The organism is Sphingobacterium mizutaii (assembly GCF_900187125.1).
GTDB lineage: Bacteria > Bacteroidota > Bacteroidia > Sphingobacteriales > Sphingobacteriaceae > Sphingobacterium > Sphingobacterium mizutaii.
The window spans coordinates 2,017,110-2,033,628 of record NZ_LT906468.1 but is presented as its reverse complement, the minus strand read 5'-3'; the positions used below and the strand labels follow the sequence as shown (position 1 = coordinate 2,033,628).

Genomic DNA, 16,519 nt, shown 5'->3' with positions numbered 1-16,519 from the left:
AAAGTCCAAATTTATTAATGTTATTCAATGTAGCAAATAATTTATCCAATATAGTCATAATCCTATGCTCTAGAAAAGAACTCTTGAAAGAATATTAGTTGATATTGAATTGATTTACCCCAATAATCCCAATTGTGCGCCCCTGGCATGCTTAAATATCGATGTGGGATATTTAAGTAGGCTAATTTTTCATGAAATTTATGATTTACCGCATAAAAAAAATCATCTGTGCCACAATCGATAAATATTTCTAATGATTTTGGTTTAATCAAGTGTGTTAGTTCCATCACTGTATGGCTATCCCAAACTTGCGGATGTTGGTCGTACGCTCCTATCCTTTTCGCCATATCCCAATTATTAGGAAACGGACGGATGTCCAAACCACCAGCGGTACTACCTACAGCTGCAAAAACATCTTGATGGCGGATTGCTAAATAAAGCGCTCCATGCCCGCCCATGCTCAACCCAGTGATGCCACGCTTCTTGCGGTCTTTGATGACCGGATATTTCCCATCGATATAATCCACCAATTCTTTGGCAACAAAAGTCTCGTATTTAAAATTTTGATCAATTTCTGAATCCCAATACCAACTACCAAAACCTCCATCCGGACAAACAATCAATATTCCATATTGGTCTGCCAAATCCTTGATTACAGGTGCCTTGTTTACCCAATCAGCATAATTTCCAGAGTAGCCATGTAAAAGATATAAGGTGGGCAGATCTTTCTTTTTTGACCCTTCCGGTTGGATAACAACCGTCTTGATCGATTTATTCATGGCCGCACTATGCACGGCAATGGTATCCACCTTGGCCGCTCGGACAAATCCCGAACTTAGGAGCAAGAGCAGTAAGGATAAAATAATTCTCATAGGATTTAGTGTTTTGATATATGATAATAATAAAGATACGAGTCAAGGCCAAAAGGACGCTCACTTATTGTAAAAAAACCATCAGATTTTCGATCAAAAGTGATGGCCTCACCTTGTGGCTCCGGTTCATAGGGAATTGGCAAAGGTTGCTTCTTCAATGCTTCAAGCAAAGAATCATTTCTACCTATAGGCCAATAAAATATGCTAGTTAAGTTTTTCATGATGACAGCATCCCTTTTAGGGGAAATATCTGCCGCTGTAATAAAAGTAAAAGGAAAACTAAATCTGGGATTGAGCAGATAAATCTGCTTCTTTTCCTTGAAGATATCCGCAGAATACAATGAAGACCTAAATTCTCTTTTCGATATCAAATAGAATTGCTTATCCAAAGGGTCAATAAAAACGGCCTCAGCATCTCTTGCTTTTCCTGGATATTTCAATTGCTTGATGGAAATGCTAGCCTTTGCAATCGAATCCTGCTTCACTCCCTTTTTCAAAACCGGTTCAGGAAAGACATAAAGGGACAGATTGGACCGTTCCGCCAAATTATCACCAATATCCGCTAAAACTACATAAGATTGCCCCTCTAGTTCTACCCAGGCAATATCTTCGATATCTTTAGCTTCTACGCCCTCCAATTGAAAGCTGCACATAAGCCTAGCAGCCGAATCAATCAAATAAACTTTGGCCTCATCCCCACTATCATTATGTACCCAAAACATTCCCGGATTATTAATAGAAGCAATTATGCCGGATATCTCATCCAGTGCAGGATCGCTAACCTTTCCCTTGGATACACGTTCAGAATGAAGAACCTCTTGAGCAAGCAATTCATTGTAGCCCAGGACTAGAAAAAATAGACAAAATATTAACCTGATGTAGTGTAATTGCATAAAAAAGGACCAGCTTTTAACTGGTCCTCTAAAATACACTAAATAAATTTTATTTACCTTCAAATGCAGAAATTAATGCTGCTCGATTGGTTGAATCTTTTTCACCAAGTTCGAAGGATTGTTTGTAGGTATCAACATAACCAAAAATCTCAGCTTCCTTGCCAGAACTGTTATCAAAGAAATACTTAAAACTATAGGTTCCAGGCTTTGAAAGATCAACTTTTTCTTTGTTCGATGAAAATACCAAAGGAACCAAAGTGTTGGTAGTCATCTTACCATCTGTAGGCAAATTGAACAAATTACCCAATGATTTCACGAAATTATCAGAAGGAGCTCCATTGGAGGTAATCCGCACTGATCCTTTCCTAAATCCTAATTCCTCATCCGGTTGCCCTTGCGCATTAATACCTGCATCAATGGTCTTCAGCACCTCCACTTTAAAGCCCACAGGCTCATTATTGTATTCTGCTTTTGCATCATAAACGATAGAAGAATCAGTCGGGCTAGGATTTGTTAAATCAAAGTACAGGTGCAGCAAACTCCCATCTGCTGTGTTGGTCATCGGTTTCAAAGCAGTAGAAGCCGTTGTCGCCGTGGAATCACCTGAACCACCCTCGGTTTTGTTTGAATTACCACATGAACCCATCCAAACCGCTGTAGAAACTAGCAAAGCTAAAGTTGTTATCTTTTTCATAATCTCTTTCGTTTATTTTTAATACAATAAATTACAAAATTTGTTTATTATTTCTTGATCAAAGCGTCATATATAATCTCCACAGGATGGAATGATTTCCGCTGAAGCCCATCCTTGATCTGATGCCTACAACTAGTTCCTGCTGCTGCAATAAGGTATTCTTGGCCAGTTTTGCGCAATGTAGGATATAAAACCAGTTCAGCTACTTTTTGGGAAACCTCAAAATGCTCCTTCTCGTAGCCAAATGATCCAGCCATACCACAGCAACCTGAAGGTATAACTTCTACTTCATAATTCGAAGGGAAGGATAAAAACTCCTTGGTAGCATCCACCAATTTAAAAGCTTTCTGATAACAGTGACCATGTAGCTTGATCTTTTGAGGTTCTGCCGTGAATTGTTCAGGATGTATCCTACCCGCTTTCATTTCACGGACCAAAAACTCATCGATCATCAAGGCATTCTTCGCCAATATATTAGCTTGCTCACGTTTTGACTCATCCACTAAATCTGGATATTCATCGCGAAATGTGATAATTGCTGAAGGCTCAATACCCAATAATGGACTCTCCGAAGTGACTTCCTGAGAGGCTAAATCCACGTTCTGATTTGCCAATTCTTTTGCCTTCTTAACAAAACCTTTCGACAAATAAGTCCTACCGCTTTCCTTTAGCTTAGGAACGATAACTTCATATCCCAGAGCAGTTAATAATTTATGGGCAGTGATCCCTACTTCCGTGTCATTGTAATTTGTAAACTCATCACTAAATAGAAAAACCTTACGTTTATTATTACTAAGAGGTTGTTTGGAAGCCCATTTACTAAATGTCGTTCCATGCACTTTTGGCAATGACCTCCCAGGAGCAAAACCCACCACTGATTTGATGATGCTAGAGGTAAAACCATTTGTTGCAAAGAAATTATAGATTGGAGCAACTAAAGAACCCAATTTTTGAGATTCCGTAAAATTGGCAATCAACTTCGCTCTAAACGGACTACCATTGGCATCATAATAATGCTGCAGGAATTCGGCCTTCATCTTCGCGATATCGACGCTAGACGGACATTCCGTTTTACAGCCCTTACAACTCAAGCAAAGATCCATTACCTCCTTGATCTCCTCATGATTGAATCGATTACTCTGGGTCGAGTTGGTCAGAAATTGACGCAACATATTCGCCCTTGCCCGGGTTGTATCTTTCTCGTCCCGAGTTGCCATAAAAGATGGACACATCGTGCCCCCTGTTATTTCTGTTTTCCTACAGTCCCCAGAACCCGAGCATTTCTCCGCCAAACGAAGGATGCTTTCATTCTTCGTAAAATCAAAATAGGTCTTGATTTGCTTCGCATCCGTAACATGGTCATAACGCAAATGGGTATCCATTGGAGGTGTATCGACTATCTTTTTTGCATTAAATATATTGTTTGGGTCAAATATGTTTTTTACCTGTAACAGAAGTTGATATACTTGATCACCTAAGACTTTACCAATAAACTCTCCTCGCAATCGACCATCACCATGCTCACCACTTAATGAACCATTATACTTCAAGACCAAATCCGTGGTTTTCTCTAAAATCCGGCGGAACTGCTTTTTTCCATCAGCTGTCTTGAGGTTTATAAAGGGTTCGATATGCAGCTCACCTGCCCCAGCATGGGCATAATACGAAGCATGTACCTGCTCTTCCTTCAACAGCTCTTGTATATCGGAAACATAAGCCGGCAGATCCTCAGGAGAAACGGCACAATCCTCAATAAGGTTGACCGGTTGGGAATCGCCAGGCAGGTTCCGGATCAATCCTAATCCGGCCTTTCTCACATCCCAAACCAGGTTGGTTTTTTCAACACCGGTAATCCAAGGATAGGCATAACCCAATCCGGCAGCTTTTAGTTCATGGACCAAACGCTCGGCTTTATGCGCAATCTCTTCTTGGCTATTGCCCCTAAATTCAACGATCAATAAGGCTTCAGGATCACCCTCGATAAAAAAGCGGTTGTATTGATAGGTTGGATGCCCAACTGTAAAGTCCAGAATATACTTATCGACCAATTCGGAAGCTTCAGGTTTATTGTTCAAAGCGATGACATTCCCGCGCATACATTCTACCATATCGTTGAAGTGAACACAAAGAAGGCCAATTTCCTTTGCAGGAAGGGGCATCAACTTTATTTTTGCTTCCGTAATGATACCAATTGTCCCTTCCGATCCTGCCAATAGTCGACACAGGTTGAATGGTTGACTGGTATCTGACAACATATCCAAAGCATAGCCCGTATTCCGACGGGTAATTTCAGACTTAGGATAGCCCGCATGGATGGCATCTTGGTTTTCTTTATTGGTCAATAGAGCGTTCAGGTTTCTATAAATATCACCTTCACGAGATTTTAAGGACAGCTTTTCAAAGTAGGCAGCTTCATTCAGTTCTTTAAACTGCACTTCAGACTCATCATCCAATATCACATTAGCTTCCAATAGATTATGACGCGTATCTCCCCAAACGATTGAATGCAAACCGGATGAGTTGTTTCCAATCATCCCGCCGATCATGGCCCTACTAGCTGTAGAAGTTTCCGGCCCAAACATCAACCCATAAGGTTTCAAATAGGCATTCAGGTCATCCCGGATCACTCCCGGTTGAACCCTCGCCCATTGCTCTTCTTGATTGACTTCCAATATCTGATTGAAGAACCTAGAGATATCGATCACAATCCCAGCCCCCACAACTTGACCAGCCAAAGAAGTACCAGCAGTCCTAGGAATCAAGGTAACCTGGTTTTCATTTGCAAACCGAATTAGGGTTTTCAGATCTTGTATTTGTTGGGGAATACAGACTGCCAATGGTAACTCCTGATACACCGAAGCATCAGTAGAATAGGCTAAACGCATCGTCTGATGAGATGCTATACTTTCATCATAAAAGAAATCTCCCTGTAGGGATTCTGCTAAGGCAGCTAATTTTAACTGTACTGACACGATAAGATAGATTGAATAACAAAACTACACATTGTTTCACTAATTATAAGTGATAAACATATATTTCCATATCTAGCTCGAATTGACTATATTCGTATAAACCTCAGCAACAATAATTTGAGAAAAAATTACAATTGCTTGCTCAAAAAAATCTTTCCTATCCTAATAAAGTCATAATTCACTGAATAAAATTCTTTTTTTACCTATTTTCTTTGAATTTAATTCGGCTTTACCGATATTTGCGCCATTATGGCGAAACTAGAAATTTCATTGGATCAAATTGATCTTCAGATTATCAGAATTATGCAGGACAATGCCCGCACGAATAATGCTGATATTGCTCGCGAACTAGGCATGGCCCCTTCAGCAATTTTGGAAAGGGTCAAAAAACTGGAACAGAAGGAAGTAATCCTACAATATAATGCTCGGATCAACCCTGCTGCCTTAGATCAAAAAATGCTTTCTTTCATCTTTATCAAAACCCAGGATATCATCGGTGTCCAGAAAGTAGGTTTACTTTTGGCCGAAATCCCTGAAGTATTGGAAGTCCATGATATTGCTGGAGAAGATGGTTACCTGATCAAAGTGAGAACCAATGACTCTGCAGGACTTGTTGACCTTATGCGCAACACCCTGAGCAAGATAGAAGGTATCATATCAACAAGAACTACTATCGTTCTAGAGACAGTAAAAGAAGATAATAAATTAGTAATTCCTTCAAAGGATTAACATAAAACATGGTAAAATCATCAAATCCATCAGGCAGCATCATCATCTTTGCCTACTTGGTGGTGTACATCGTTTGGGGATCTACCTTTTTCTTTATTGAGAAAGCCTTGCACGCTTTCCCTCCTTTTGTATTGGGGTCTATCAGATTCATCATTGCAGGATCACTGCTGATGTTTTACTGTTGGGTAAAAGGATATAAAATTTATATTAAGAGTGCTGTAAAAGACGCCGCATTGGTCGGTTTCCTTTTACTTTTTATTGATATGGCGGCCATTATCTGGTCAGAGCAGTATATCTCTAGCGCCATCGTATCTATTCTTTCTGCCGCTACCGCTATTTGGTTCATTATCCTGGATAAACCAAAATGGAAAGAAAACTTCTCCAGCATACCGACCTTATTAGGCCTTATCCTTGGTTTCCTCGGTGTTGTCATGTTATTTGCAGAGCAGATTTTTGGAGCTTCAGCAAATGAAGGTGACAATGACAAAAAACTTACCGCCATGATCGTCATGACTGTAGGAACCATAGGTTGGACCGTAGGTTCACTTATTTCAAAGTACAATAAGAAATCGGACAACAAGAAGTCTGCTGATCCAAACACTGCTAAAGAGCCAGAAGAAGACCTAAATGTAATGGTCAAGACTGCTTGGCAAATGGTCGTGGCAGGCGTGGCCTTTACCACGGTTGCTTTGTTGAATGGAGAATATAAAAGTTTCGAATTCGGATCAGTTCCATTAGAATATTGGGGAGCCATGGTTTATCTAGCTTTAATGGGATCCATCTTGGCCTTCAGCTGTTATATTTTCTTATTGCAGTATCGTCCAGCCACAGAGGTCAGTACCTATGCTTATGTCAACCCAATTGTTGCCCTAATCCTGGTGCACTTCTTTACTGATCATTTGGTCAGCCGCATGCAGATCATCGGACTTGCTGTCGTGCTGTTCAGTGTATTGCTGATGAATTGGAACCTATATCGAGATAGCTCCATTATCAAAAACTATAAACGCAGGCGTAAAATCCGCAAACTGCGCCATATGGCACCTAAAAGTAGTATCCCAAGGATCGTGGAGGTGGCCGAATTTGGACAGAAGAAAACTAAAAAACCGAAGGATAACCCAGAAAAAGGGAATTCTAATCCGCAGAATGATGCTACTGACAAAAGCAAAGGAAAAAACTTTGATCAGGAATTCTACGATTAGAAAAATAGAACCATATTATTTTAAAAGCGGCTGCATATACAGCCGCTTTTTTTATTAGATTCGATTATTCTTCAATGACTGATGAGCCATCTGAGTCTTCTGCCAAACTCTCCTTCCCAGCTATTCAAATTTTAACAGTAAAATAGATTCAAAATTTACGTTGTCAACTTGGGTTTTATTCGAGACACATTCGGAATTTACCGAATGTGTCTCGAATGAGGTCAAAGCAAGGTCCGAAAAAAACACCCCAATGTTACAAATCAAGAAGACTATTACACCGATTTTATTTGCAGCAGAATCCTCCTGTAAACAAATTGTCATAACAACAAATAATTATTGACTAATTATCATAAAAAAGTCAAATCGTCAATAGGACTATTTAATAAATCATCAATATTATCTTTATTTGCAATACTTTTTGAACACAAAGCATAAAAAGTCAAAAAGTCATAGCATGAAAACGAGATTATTTTACTTTGCCATACTAATCGGAATGATTTTTTCGTTCCAAGGCCTATCTGCCCAGAGTTTCATCACCATCAAGGGGAAGGTAATGAACGCTGATAACTATGAGGCTATCCCTTATGCATCCATTAAAGTAATGGGCGCCAATAAGGATATTGGGACAAGTTCCAATGAAAATGGAGAGTATACCCTGACCATTCCAGCAGAGTATAAGAAAATCAAAATCAGTTCGGTAGGATTTGACCCTGAAGAGTACCCTGTAAGTGCTGAAAGAGAACAAACTATCCGCGTGATGTTGTTCCCTGCCAACTCGATTGAGGAAATTGTAGTCAGAGCTCCTAAAAGAGGCAAATATTCCAACAAAAACAATCCTGCAGTAGAATTGATCAGAAAGGTGGTCCAACATCGTGATCAAAACCGCTTGACAGGCCAGGCTTATGCTGAATACGATCAATACGAAAAGATCAGTTTGGGATTGAGCAATTTGGATGAAAAGTTCAAGAACAAAAAGGTATTCAAGAAATATCAGTTCCTATTTGAAAAGGACGATACTGCACAGACAGCATCCAACTATGTATTGCCGGCTTATATGGAAGAGAAATTTTCAAAGGTTTACTTTAGAAAAGACCCTAATGCCAAAAAGCAATATATCATAGCAGACCGTAAGGCTGAGTTTGACCCAAAATTTATTGATAATGATGGTCTAAGTAAATACTTCAACCGACTTTATGATGAGGTGGAGATCTATGACAACAATATCACCATCTTGACGAATCAATTTTTGAGTCCAATCGCCAATTCGGCACCTACCTTCTATCGTTTCTACATTACAGACACGATAAAGAATGAAAATGAATCTTTGGTAGAGTTAAGCTTCTTCCCTAGAAATAAAAACGATCTTTTGTTTAAAGGAAAGCTTTATGTAACACTTGATGGAAATTACGCCGTAAAAGGCGCTGAAATGACCGTCAGTGATGAGATCAACTTGAACTTTGTTCGGGATTTGAACATTGAACTTGGTTTCAATAAAACCAATGACAATAAGTATTACTTGACAAAATCAAGTTTAGGGATCGATTTCTCCATTACCAATAAAGGTAAGGGGATCAAAGGCAAACGCGTTGTCTTGATCAATGATTACGTCAATGGAAATGTCCGTCCTGATAGCATCTATGCGGTACCAGATAAATATGTGGTAATTCCGGAGGAGAAGCAAGAAGTAGCAGAAACAAAATCCGAAAGCTATTGGGCTACCTTACGGCCTGAGCCGCTTTCCAAATCGGAACGCTCTATCTACACGAATATTGACTCTTTACAGAGCATGCCATCTTTCCGAACCTTCATGGATATCTCTGCTTTGGTATTGTCAGGATATAAACAAGCAGGTCCAGTTGAAATCGGTCCTGTGAACACATTTTATTCCTATAATCCTGTAGAAGGGTTCCGTTTACGTGTTGGTGGTCGTACCACGGAGCAATTGAGCAAGCGTTTCTATGCGGAAGGATATGGTGCTTACGGATTTGAGGACCAAAAATGGAAATATTTCTTAGCAGGAACTTATTCCTTGAACAATAAGTCGATCTATAAATTTCCACAGCATTATTTGCGGGTATCTGCTTCATACGACACTAAAATCCCTGGACAGAACTTAGAGTTCGTACAAGAGGATAACGTATTGTTATCGTTTAAACGTGGTGAGAACAAGAGTTATCTGTACAATGAGGTTTACCGATTAGATTATAAGGTAGAGTTCAGCAATAACTTCTCGATGAATGCAGGTTTGGGAACTTGGAAACAAACGCCAGCCGGTGTCCTTTCCTATACCCTACCAATGGCGGATGGTTCACATAAGATCGTGAACAACTTGCAGAGCACTGAATTCAACGTTGGATTCCGATATGCTCCAAAAGAAGAATTCTATCAGGGAAAATTATACAGGACTCCAATTTTCAATAAATACCCGATCATGACCTTCAACTATACAGCGGGCGTGAAAGGAGTATTTGGTGGTGAATACAATTACCATAACTTCTCTGCGGGTATTTTCAAAAGATTCTACCTATCGCAATTGGGTTATGCTGACATTAACGTAGATGGAACTTACATTGCTGGTAATAACTTGCCTTTCCCAGTATTGAACATCCATCGTGCAAACCAGACGTACGCTTATCAATTGCAGTCGTATAACTTGATGAACTTTATGGAATTCATTTCCGATCATCATGCTTCATGGAATGTGCAGTATTATATGAATGGTTTTATTTTCAATAAAGCTCCATTATTGAAAAAACTGAAGTTGAGAGAGGTCTTTAGTTTCAAAGGCGTCTATGGTGGATTGCGTGACAGTAACAACCCGAGCTTGAACAATCAAGTTTATGATTGGCAGACCAATGGATCGGGTGAACAGATGTCCTTTACCTTTGGAAATAAACCCTACATGGAGGCAAGTGCCGGTGTAGCCAATATATTTAAAGTATTACGAGTTGATGTGGTAAAGAGATTAAACTATTTAGATCATCCAGATGCTCCAGAATGGGGAATCCGTGCACGAGTGAAGTTTGATTTTTAAGGAGCGAAGGAGATTTTAGAGGGTTAGTAAATGTGGAAATAGTTTAAATAATGTGAAGAGGGTCAGTGATAGAAAATGTGTGGTTGGAATGTGTAGAAGTTTTATCAGCTGACTAAGAAAAGCGGGCCTAGTGTCCGCTTTTTTTTTTGTATTAGGCACCTATCAATGAAACACTTGTAATAGGTAGTTAATAGGAAATATGCGAATGAATGATTAAATTTAAGAATCTAAAATTTGATCATGGATCCAAAAACTTGGAATATCATCAAAACGGTAGCAGCATATTTCTCCTTGTTGCTGAATGTGTTCTATATTTCCACTTGGATTTATTTTACTGAAAACTCCAATGGTTTTGAAGATGCACAACAGCGATTTGGCAACCTCTGGAAAATCGACCATACCCTACTAATCGCCTCAGCAATCATCCTCAGCATTTTCTCCATCATCTATTTTGCCCGGACCCCTGGTTTCTTGTCGAAGTTATTTTTATTCGTCCAGATTATTTTCGCTGGTTGGTTTATTTGGTCGATGTTGTAAAATAATAGCCACCCCCAGCTCGTTTGAGGCACAAAATACCCAGTCTATTCTTTTTTGATAATTTCCTTGCATAGAAAGTTGATATCCATTACTTTTGTTGCGTTATTAAAATGAAGAACGCTTGTACACATCAATACGTAATGCATCATCGCCATTGTGGCGATAGATATTAGTATTGGCTTCTACGTGGAGCGCAAGTAACCCCCAGATTCTTTATTGTTAATAATTTTTTCACTCAACATAAACTCTACATTTTGAAAAATCTCAAAATTGCTATCCAAAAATCAGGTAGATTAAACGAAAAATCAGTTCAATTACTTAAAAATTGCGGATTGGACTTCGAAAACTATAAAAGCTCATTAATTACAACCGTATCCAACTTTCCACTTGAAATATTATTCTTAAGAGACGATGATATCCCAGGCTATGTAGAACAGGGAATTGCTGACCTCGGCATCGTTGGAGAGAACGTGATAGAAGAAACCTTATCGAATGTTCAATATCTGCAGCGTTTGGGTTTTGGCAAATGTACCTTGAAACTGGCCATACCGAAAGACTCCAGCATCGACCGCCTTGAAGACCTGAACGGCAAATCCATCGCAACCTCCTACCCTAATATCCTACAACAGTTTTTAGATGAATATAAGATCAACGCTGATATCCAGATGATTTCTGGATCTGTGGAGATTGCTCCGGGTTTGGGCCTGAGTGATGCCATCTGTGATATTGTATCGACCGGAGGAACCCTAAAAAGCAATGGTTTGAAACCTTTTGTGGATGTAAGAAATTCAGAAGCGATATTGATCGGTAGAGATGGTCTTGAAGAGAACCCTATCATCTGTGAGCTCTTGCAAAGAATCCAATCGGTTCTGCGTGCAAAAGAAACGAAATATGTGGTATTGAACGTGGAGAAAAAGAACTTATCCCAAATTACCGAGCTCTTGCATGGTGTAAAGAGTCCAACGGTGGTTCCATTAGCTGAAGAAGGATGGGTAGCGGTACATACGGTAATTTCTGAGGATGATTTTTGGGAAAAGATCAACAAACTAAAAGCGGCAGGTGCACAGGGAATCGTGGTGATGCCGATCGAAAAAATCATTATGTAAGATGCTAAAAACCTATTTATATAAAGACTTAAGTAAGGAGCAGATCCAGGAATTGGTGAATAGAAACACCGATCCGAACCATGCGATCCAAGATACGGTCCTCAATATCATGGAGGAAGTGAAGGCGCATGGCGACAAAGCTCTAAAATCTTATGCGAAGCAATTTGACAAGGTAGATCTGGAGCAGCTTTATTTGGGTCAGGATGATATCGATGCATTGGCATCGACCATCTCTAGAGACCAGATGCGAGCTTTGGAAATTGCCTTCCAGAATATCCATAAATTTCACCAGACCCAGCTGAAACGCGAACGTACGGTGGAAACCATGCCCGGTGTAAAATGCTGGCGCGAGGTAAGACCGATCGAAAAAGTAGGTCTATATATTCCCGGCGGATCAGCGGTACTGCCTAGCACCTTGTTGATGCTAGGTGTACCCGCGAGAATTGCGGGCTGCAAGGAGATCGTAGTCTGTTCACCTCCGCAAAACAATGACAAGATCAATGGATTTGTGGCCTACTGCTTAAAATTATTGCAGATCAATAAGATTTATCTGGTTGGCGGAGCCCAAGCGATTGCCGCAATGGCTTATGGTACGGAAACCATTCCTAAGGTCAACAAGATCTTTGGTCCTGGAAACCAATTTGTCACCAAGGCAAAAAGTTTGATCCAAGGATTAACCGACGTCAGTATTGATATGCCGGCTGGACCTTCGGAAGTACTGGTGATTGCAGACGAAAGCTGCAATCCTGCCTATGTAGCAGCTGATTTATTGGCGCAGGCAGAACATGGGATCGATAGCCAAGCGATTTTGGTGGCAACATCTACCACCATAACCGAAGCGGTGCAGGCAGAGCTGAAGAAACAATTGGAGGTTTTGCCAAGAAAAGAATTGGCTGAGAAAGCGATGCAAAATTCATATATGCTTGTTGCGGATACCCTTCAAGAAGCGATGGATTTCTCGAATCAATATGCGCCAGAGCATTTGATCCTGGAGACCAATGAATGGAAAACCCTAATCAATAGGGTATTGAATGCAGGCTCTGTATTCTTGGGCCACCTAACGCCAGAGAGTGCTGGCGATTATGCTTCAGGAACAAACCACACCTTGCCTACATCTGGTTTCGCTAGATCATACTCAGGTGTATCGGTGGATTCCTTTGTCAAGAAAATTACCTTTCAACATATTTCAGAAGAAGGCTTGCAACAGATCGGTTCAACCGTCGAGATATTGGCGGAACTGGAAGGCTTACATGCCCATAAGAATGCTGTGAGCATCCGAAAAAAATAAAGAAACAGAAAAAGGGATTTCCGAGCGGAGATCCCTTTTCAATTTCGATTGATTCCTCAATTATTTCTTTTTCTTCTTCTTTTTGCCTTTATCTTCACCTACGATCTTATGGTAGATTTCAGCGAAAGCGGTTTTTAGTTTCTTTAAGGTCTTACCCTCGTTCTTTTTAGCTTTTTTAGAAGATTTTTCATCTTTTGCTTTAGCGGAATCCTTTTTAGCTTTTTTCTTAGGGGCTTTTTTAGCTTTTGGCTTTTCCTCTTTTACTTTAGTTTCCTCTTTCTTCTTCTTGCTGTCTTTAGATTTCTTATCATCTTTTGCTTTCACAGCTTTCACCGCTTTCTTGTCCTCTTTTTTAGCCTTAGCTTTTTTCTCAGGGTTTTCCTTAACGGTTTTATTGTTTGGAACTTCTTCTTTGTAAGATGCTTCTTTTTCAATTTTCACCTCTTCAGCTTTTGTCGGAACTGTAGCTTTAGCATCTGCCTTTGCAGCAGGTTTAGCCTCTGGCTTAGTTGCTGTAGATTTCGCTACCGGAGCTTTTGACGTACTTGCTGCTGCTGGTTTAGCAGAGCTCGCAGGCTTAGCAGCTGGAGTTGATGATTTGGCTGCAGGTTTTGCTGCAGCAGATTTTGCAGTAGTAGTTTTAGCTGTTGCTGTTTTCTTGCTGGCAGTTTTTGCAGAAGTATCAGCAATCACAGGACTAACTTTAACATTTGGGATTGACGTCTTACGAGCGCGAGTTCCTGCACCTTCGCCACCAGAATTCCCAGAAGTCGGGTTAGGTTTCGGGGTTGGAGTTTTCGCAGCTGGTTTATTTGCTGGAGTTGTCTTTGCAGGAGCTCTTCTAGTAGTGGCTCTTACAGGTTTAACGGGGCTGCTGTTATCGGCAGTTTCCGTAGCTGTTGTTTTCGCGTTGTTTTCCTCAGCCATTGTTTATAGTTTTTGTATAGTTCAGTAATCTGTTCCTTTGAGGTTTTGATGATCAAAACCTCATTATTTTATTCATAGAGGCTTATTTTGCCTTCAGTATTGTTCAATTTTACAGGAAATAAGTTTCGGTATTGTTGTATAATATGTACTGTTGTTAAAAACAAAAATCATAAAGTCAGAGCATATTAATTCAATCAGGACAATATTTTAACTTATCATCTTTTAAAACAGTAATATAGCAAATATGTTTATAAAATCCTATCCAATTAAACTTAATTGGGTTTTTGAAGTCATATAAAATGATTACATTTGTTGCCCATACATAATGGGGTCGACCGGAATTGACAGGATAGCGATGGTTATGTAAGCATGCAGTGCATTGTTAGTCTAGCACTTTAATCTGAACTTTCAACTTTTCAAATGGCGAAGAAAACTACGCCTTAGCTGCTTAATTTAGAATTAAGATTTAGCTTTTGTCTCGTCAAGCATTGTTCTACCGCTTGACATCCGAGGCACCGAATCGTAGAACTGGTCCTTGCGACGTTGCTAAGTAAGGACGAGAAACAGCAACTACGGAGTACGGTATAGGTAAGCGACTCACCTTCCCTCTCCCGACAATCAAAGAGAAGCTAAGCATGTAGAAAGCGTAAATCATACTATGTTTGGACGAGGGTTCGAATCCCTCCGGCTCCACAGTTTAAAACGGCTAATATTTGAAAATCAGATAGTTAGCCGTTTTTATTTAGTACAGGTAGCAAAAAAGGTAGCAATTATAAACTAGATTTTTATGATTTCCGATAAACCCAATTTACCATTTAATTTTTTATTTGATAAACTGACTCGTCAAGAGGTGCAAAATATAATATTAAAAAAATACGCACTTACAAATGAAATCGATAAAACCGATTCTCTCTTAGACAAACTTGAATTTTATATAAATCAACATTTTTCCATAGTTACATTCTATTCTAGTAGCAATAGTGAGAATCTAATAGATAAGAGTTTCAATTTTGACTATCGTAAAATAATTTTTGAAACTTTTTTTGAAGAACATCCATTATTAAATAATCAAAATTATGAAACCTTTATTCAAGTAGTAGATGCACTTATTCTCAATAACTCGATCTTTACAAGACATTTATTAGAATTGTACCAGTCATTAATCATATTAGGCAATCAAAAAATTATAATTGAATTAAAAAACTGGATAATAAGTGATATTGACAATGTAACATTAGATCAAAAGTTAGATATAATAAATAGTGATCTACTCGAATTAAAATTAAATTTTAATGCTAATAAAGATATAATCAATTTATACTCATCATTAATTGATTACTTCAAAACAAAAAAACAAATAGGAAATGTTAAAGCAAACAAATGCATTTTGAAAGCCAGCCCCCCTCATGAACAACTAAAATTAGAAAGTATATTCATACACACATATAAATCAAAGTCATTTTTAGTGACTGATTTTCTCATAAATCACAATATTATATGTAGTAAGAGTAAAAAATGGGGAACAAAAAATAAAGGTGTTGCTTCAATGCTCTACAAAGAACTTACTCATAATAACTTAATTAGTTGCACTCAAGCTACATTTAAAAATATATTTAATGTAGAATACAGTTTTAATGGGGAACTAAAACCAGAACAGTTTTATAAAATATTGGATAAACATTTCCAAAAAGATTTAGAAATGTTGATTAACGAAATCAAAAAATAAATTTTCCTCATTTTTCCGCGCGGAAAGTTTCCGAAAATATATGCTGTTTCTTGCAGCATGTTAAATAAAAACACCTCTGTATTTATCCTCCAAGGTGAGGAACTATACAGCACAATTAAACAAGTATTTTCAGAATACTTAAATACAAATACTCTTAACCCTGAGACATCAGATAAGAAACATATTGAACTTCTTACAACAGAACAATTAGCTGATCGTTTAAAAGTAACAATACAGACAGTTCATCGATGGAGAAAGAAAAACCGAATATCCTATATAAAAATCGGAAAATCATATCGATATGATTATGCTATTGTCATTCATGAATTAAAAAACAAGAAAGGAGGAAAGAAATGATTACTTCTCCTAACAATAATAATTCAATAAGATATCTAAAAGCTAAAATCTGTCTTTACATTTCTCACAACAAGCAGATTGATATTAATGACTTCATATTTCAATTCGAAGGCTATAGTCCTATCTGCATACTTTTAGCATTATCTCAATTGACTAAAGGATTAAGCAAAAAATCTGTAAAGTTA

Annotated in this window: 13 protein-coding genes and 1 other RNA gene; 9 read left to right on the top strand and 5 right to left on the bottom strand. The window is 38.7% G+C overall.

Annotated features, from left to right (window positions below; all coding sequences use genetic code 11):
* Positions 1-62: 62 nt before the first annotated feature.
* The 4 genes from CKW03_RS08690 to CKW03_RS08675 are packed head-to-tail and all read right to left on the bottom strand — an operon-like array spanning position 63 to position 5,431.
* Entirely contained in the window at positions 63-872 is an 810-nt protein-coding gene (locus CKW03_RS08690) for an alpha/beta hydrolase (RefSeq protein WP_093095847.1), read from the bottom strand.
* A 5-nt stretch (positions 873-877) separates the two neighbouring features.
* The gene (locus CKW03_RS08685; protein WP_093095844.1) at positions 878-1,765 is read right to left on the bottom strand and encodes a hypothetical protein; all 888 of its coding nucleotides are present in this window, start codon (positions 1,763-1,765) and stop codon (positions 878-880) included.
* Between the two features lie 49 nt (positions 1,766-1,814).
* Positions 1,815-2,459, bottom strand: a complete 645-nt coding sequence (locus tag CKW03_RS08680) for a hypothetical protein (protein ID WP_093095841.1) — start codon at positions 2,457-2,459, stop codon at positions 1,815-1,817.
* 47 nt (positions 2,460-2,506) lie between these two features.
* Positions 2,507-5,431, bottom strand: a complete 2,925-nt coding sequence (locus CKW03_RS08675; protein WP_307724193.1) for an FAD-binding and (Fe-S)-binding domain-containing protein — start codon at positions 5,429-5,431, stop codon at positions 2,507-2,509.
* A 249-nt stretch (positions 5,432-5,680) separates the two neighbouring features.
* Between CKW03_RS08675 and CKW03_RS08670 the strand changes: the two genes are divergently transcribed.
* From CKW03_RS08670 to hisD, 6 genes are all read left to right on the top strand, one after another.
* Positions 5,681-6,160 carry an Lrp/AsnC family transcriptional regulator gene (locus tag CKW03_RS08670; protein WP_093095838.1) on the top strand — a complete coding sequence of 160 codons (480 nt, stop codon included), beginning with the start codon at positions 5,681-5,683 and terminating at the stop codon, positions 6,158-6,160.
* An 8-nt stretch (positions 6,161-6,168) separates the two neighbouring features.
* Complete coding sequence (locus CKW03_RS08665) at positions 6,169-7,359, top strand: EamA family transporter (RefSeq protein ID WP_093095836.1); 1,191 nt, start codon at positions 6,169-6,171, stop codon at positions 7,357-7,359.
* 454 nt (positions 7,360-7,813) lie between these two features.
* Positions 7,814-10,393 carry a DUF5686 and carboxypeptidase-like regulatory domain-containing protein gene (locus tag CKW03_RS08655; protein ID WP_093095831.1) on the top strand — a complete coding sequence of 860 codons (2,580 nt, stop codon included), beginning with the start codon at positions 7,814-7,816 and terminating at the stop codon, positions 10,391-10,393.
* Positions 10,394-10,633: 240 nt separating this feature from the next.
* A complete protein-coding gene (locus CKW03_RS08650) occupies positions 10,634-10,930 on the top strand; it encodes a hypothetical protein (RefSeq protein ID WP_093095829.1) in 297 nt (98 codons plus the stop codon).
* Between the two features lie 254 nt (positions 10,931-11,184).
* Positions 11,185-12,036 (top strand): ATP phosphoribosyltransferase, encoded by an 852-nt coding sequence (gene hisG / locus CKW03_RS08645; protein WP_093095827.1) that lies wholly within the window; start codon positions 11,185-11,187, stop codon positions 12,034-12,036.
* Position 12,037: 1 nt separating this feature from the next.
* Positions 12,038-13,324 (top strand): histidinol dehydrogenase, encoded by a 1,287-nt coding sequence (hisD, locus tag CKW03_RS08640; protein WP_093095825.1) that lies wholly within the window; start codon positions 12,038-12,040, stop codon positions 13,322-13,324.
* A 60-nt stretch (positions 13,325-13,384) separates the two neighbouring features.
* Here hisD and CKW03_RS08635 read toward each other — a convergent pair whose 3' ends face one another.
* Positions 13,385-14,251, bottom strand: coding sequence for a hypothetical protein (locus tag CKW03_RS08635; protein WP_093095824.1), 867 nt, complete (start codon positions 14,249-14,251; stop codon positions 13,385-13,387).
* 327 nt (positions 14,252-14,578) lie between these two features.
* Between CKW03_RS08635 and ssrA the strand changes: the two genes are divergently transcribed.
* The 3 genes from ssrA (at position 14,579) to CKW03_RS08620 (ending at position 16,334) form a co-directional block, all read left to right on the top strand.
* Positions 14,579-14,947: a transfer-messenger RNA gene (ssrA, locus tag CKW03_RS08630) on the top strand.
* Positions 14,948-15,038: 91 nt separating this feature from the next.
* Complete coding sequence (locus CKW03_RS08625; RefSeq protein ID WP_093095823.1) at positions 15,039-15,977, top strand: hypothetical protein; 939 nt, start codon at positions 15,039-15,041, stop codon at positions 15,975-15,977.
* Positions 15,978-16,034: 57 nt separating this feature from the next.
* On the top strand, positions 16,035-16,334 hold the full coding sequence (locus tag CKW03_RS08620; RefSeq protein WP_093095821.1) for a helix-turn-helix domain-containing protein: 300 nt from the start codon (positions 16,035-16,037) through the stop codon (positions 16,332-16,334).
* Positions 16,335-16,519: the final 185 nt, after the last annotated feature.

What these genes read in the sequence shown, in the direction of transcription:
- CKW03_RS08665 (WP_093095836.1), top strand. Translation starts at nt 6,169, where the DNA reads ATGGTAAAATCATCAAATCCATCAGGCAGCATCATCATCTTTGCCTAC.
- CKW03_RS08625 (WP_093095823.1), top strand. Translation starts at nt 15,039, where the DNA reads ATGATTTCCGATAAACCCAATTTACCATTTAATTTTTTATTTGATAAA.
- CKW03_RS08620 (WP_093095821.1), top strand. Translation starts at nt 16,035, where the DNA reads ATGTTAAATAAAAACACCTCTGTATTTATCCTCCAAGGTGAGGAACTA.
- CKW03_RS08635 (WP_093095824.1), bottom strand. Translation starts at nt 14,251, where the DNA reads ATGGCTGAGGAAAACAACGCGAAAACAACAGCTACGGAAACTGCCGAT.
- CKW03_RS08685 (WP_093095844.1), bottom strand. Translation starts at nt 1,765, where the DNA reads ATGCAATTACACTACATCAGGTTAATATTTTGTCTATTTTTTCTAGTC.
- CKW03_RS08670 (WP_093095838.1), top strand. Translation starts at nt 5,681, where the DNA reads ATGGCGAAACTAGAAATTTCATTGGATCAAATTGATCTTCAGATTATC.
- CKW03_RS08650 (WP_093095829.1), top strand. Translation starts at nt 10,634, where the DNA reads ATGGATCCAAAAACTTGGAATATCATCAAAACGGTAGCAGCATATTTC.
- hisD (WP_093095825.1), top strand. Translation starts at nt 12,038, where the DNA reads ATGCTAAAAACCTATTTATATAAAGACTTAAGTAAGGAGCAGATCCAG.
- CKW03_RS08655 (WP_093095831.1), top strand. Translation starts at nt 7,814, where the DNA reads ATGAAAACGAGATTATTTTACTTTGCCATACTAATCGGAATGATTTTT.
- CKW03_RS08690 (WP_093095847.1), bottom strand. Translation starts at nt 872, where the DNA reads ATGAGAATTATTTTATCCTTACTGCTCTTGCTCCTAAGTTCGGGATTT.
- CKW03_RS08680 (WP_093095841.1), bottom strand. Translation starts at nt 2,459, where the DNA reads ATGAAAAAGATAACAACTTTAGCTTTGCTAGTTTCTACAGCGGTTTGG.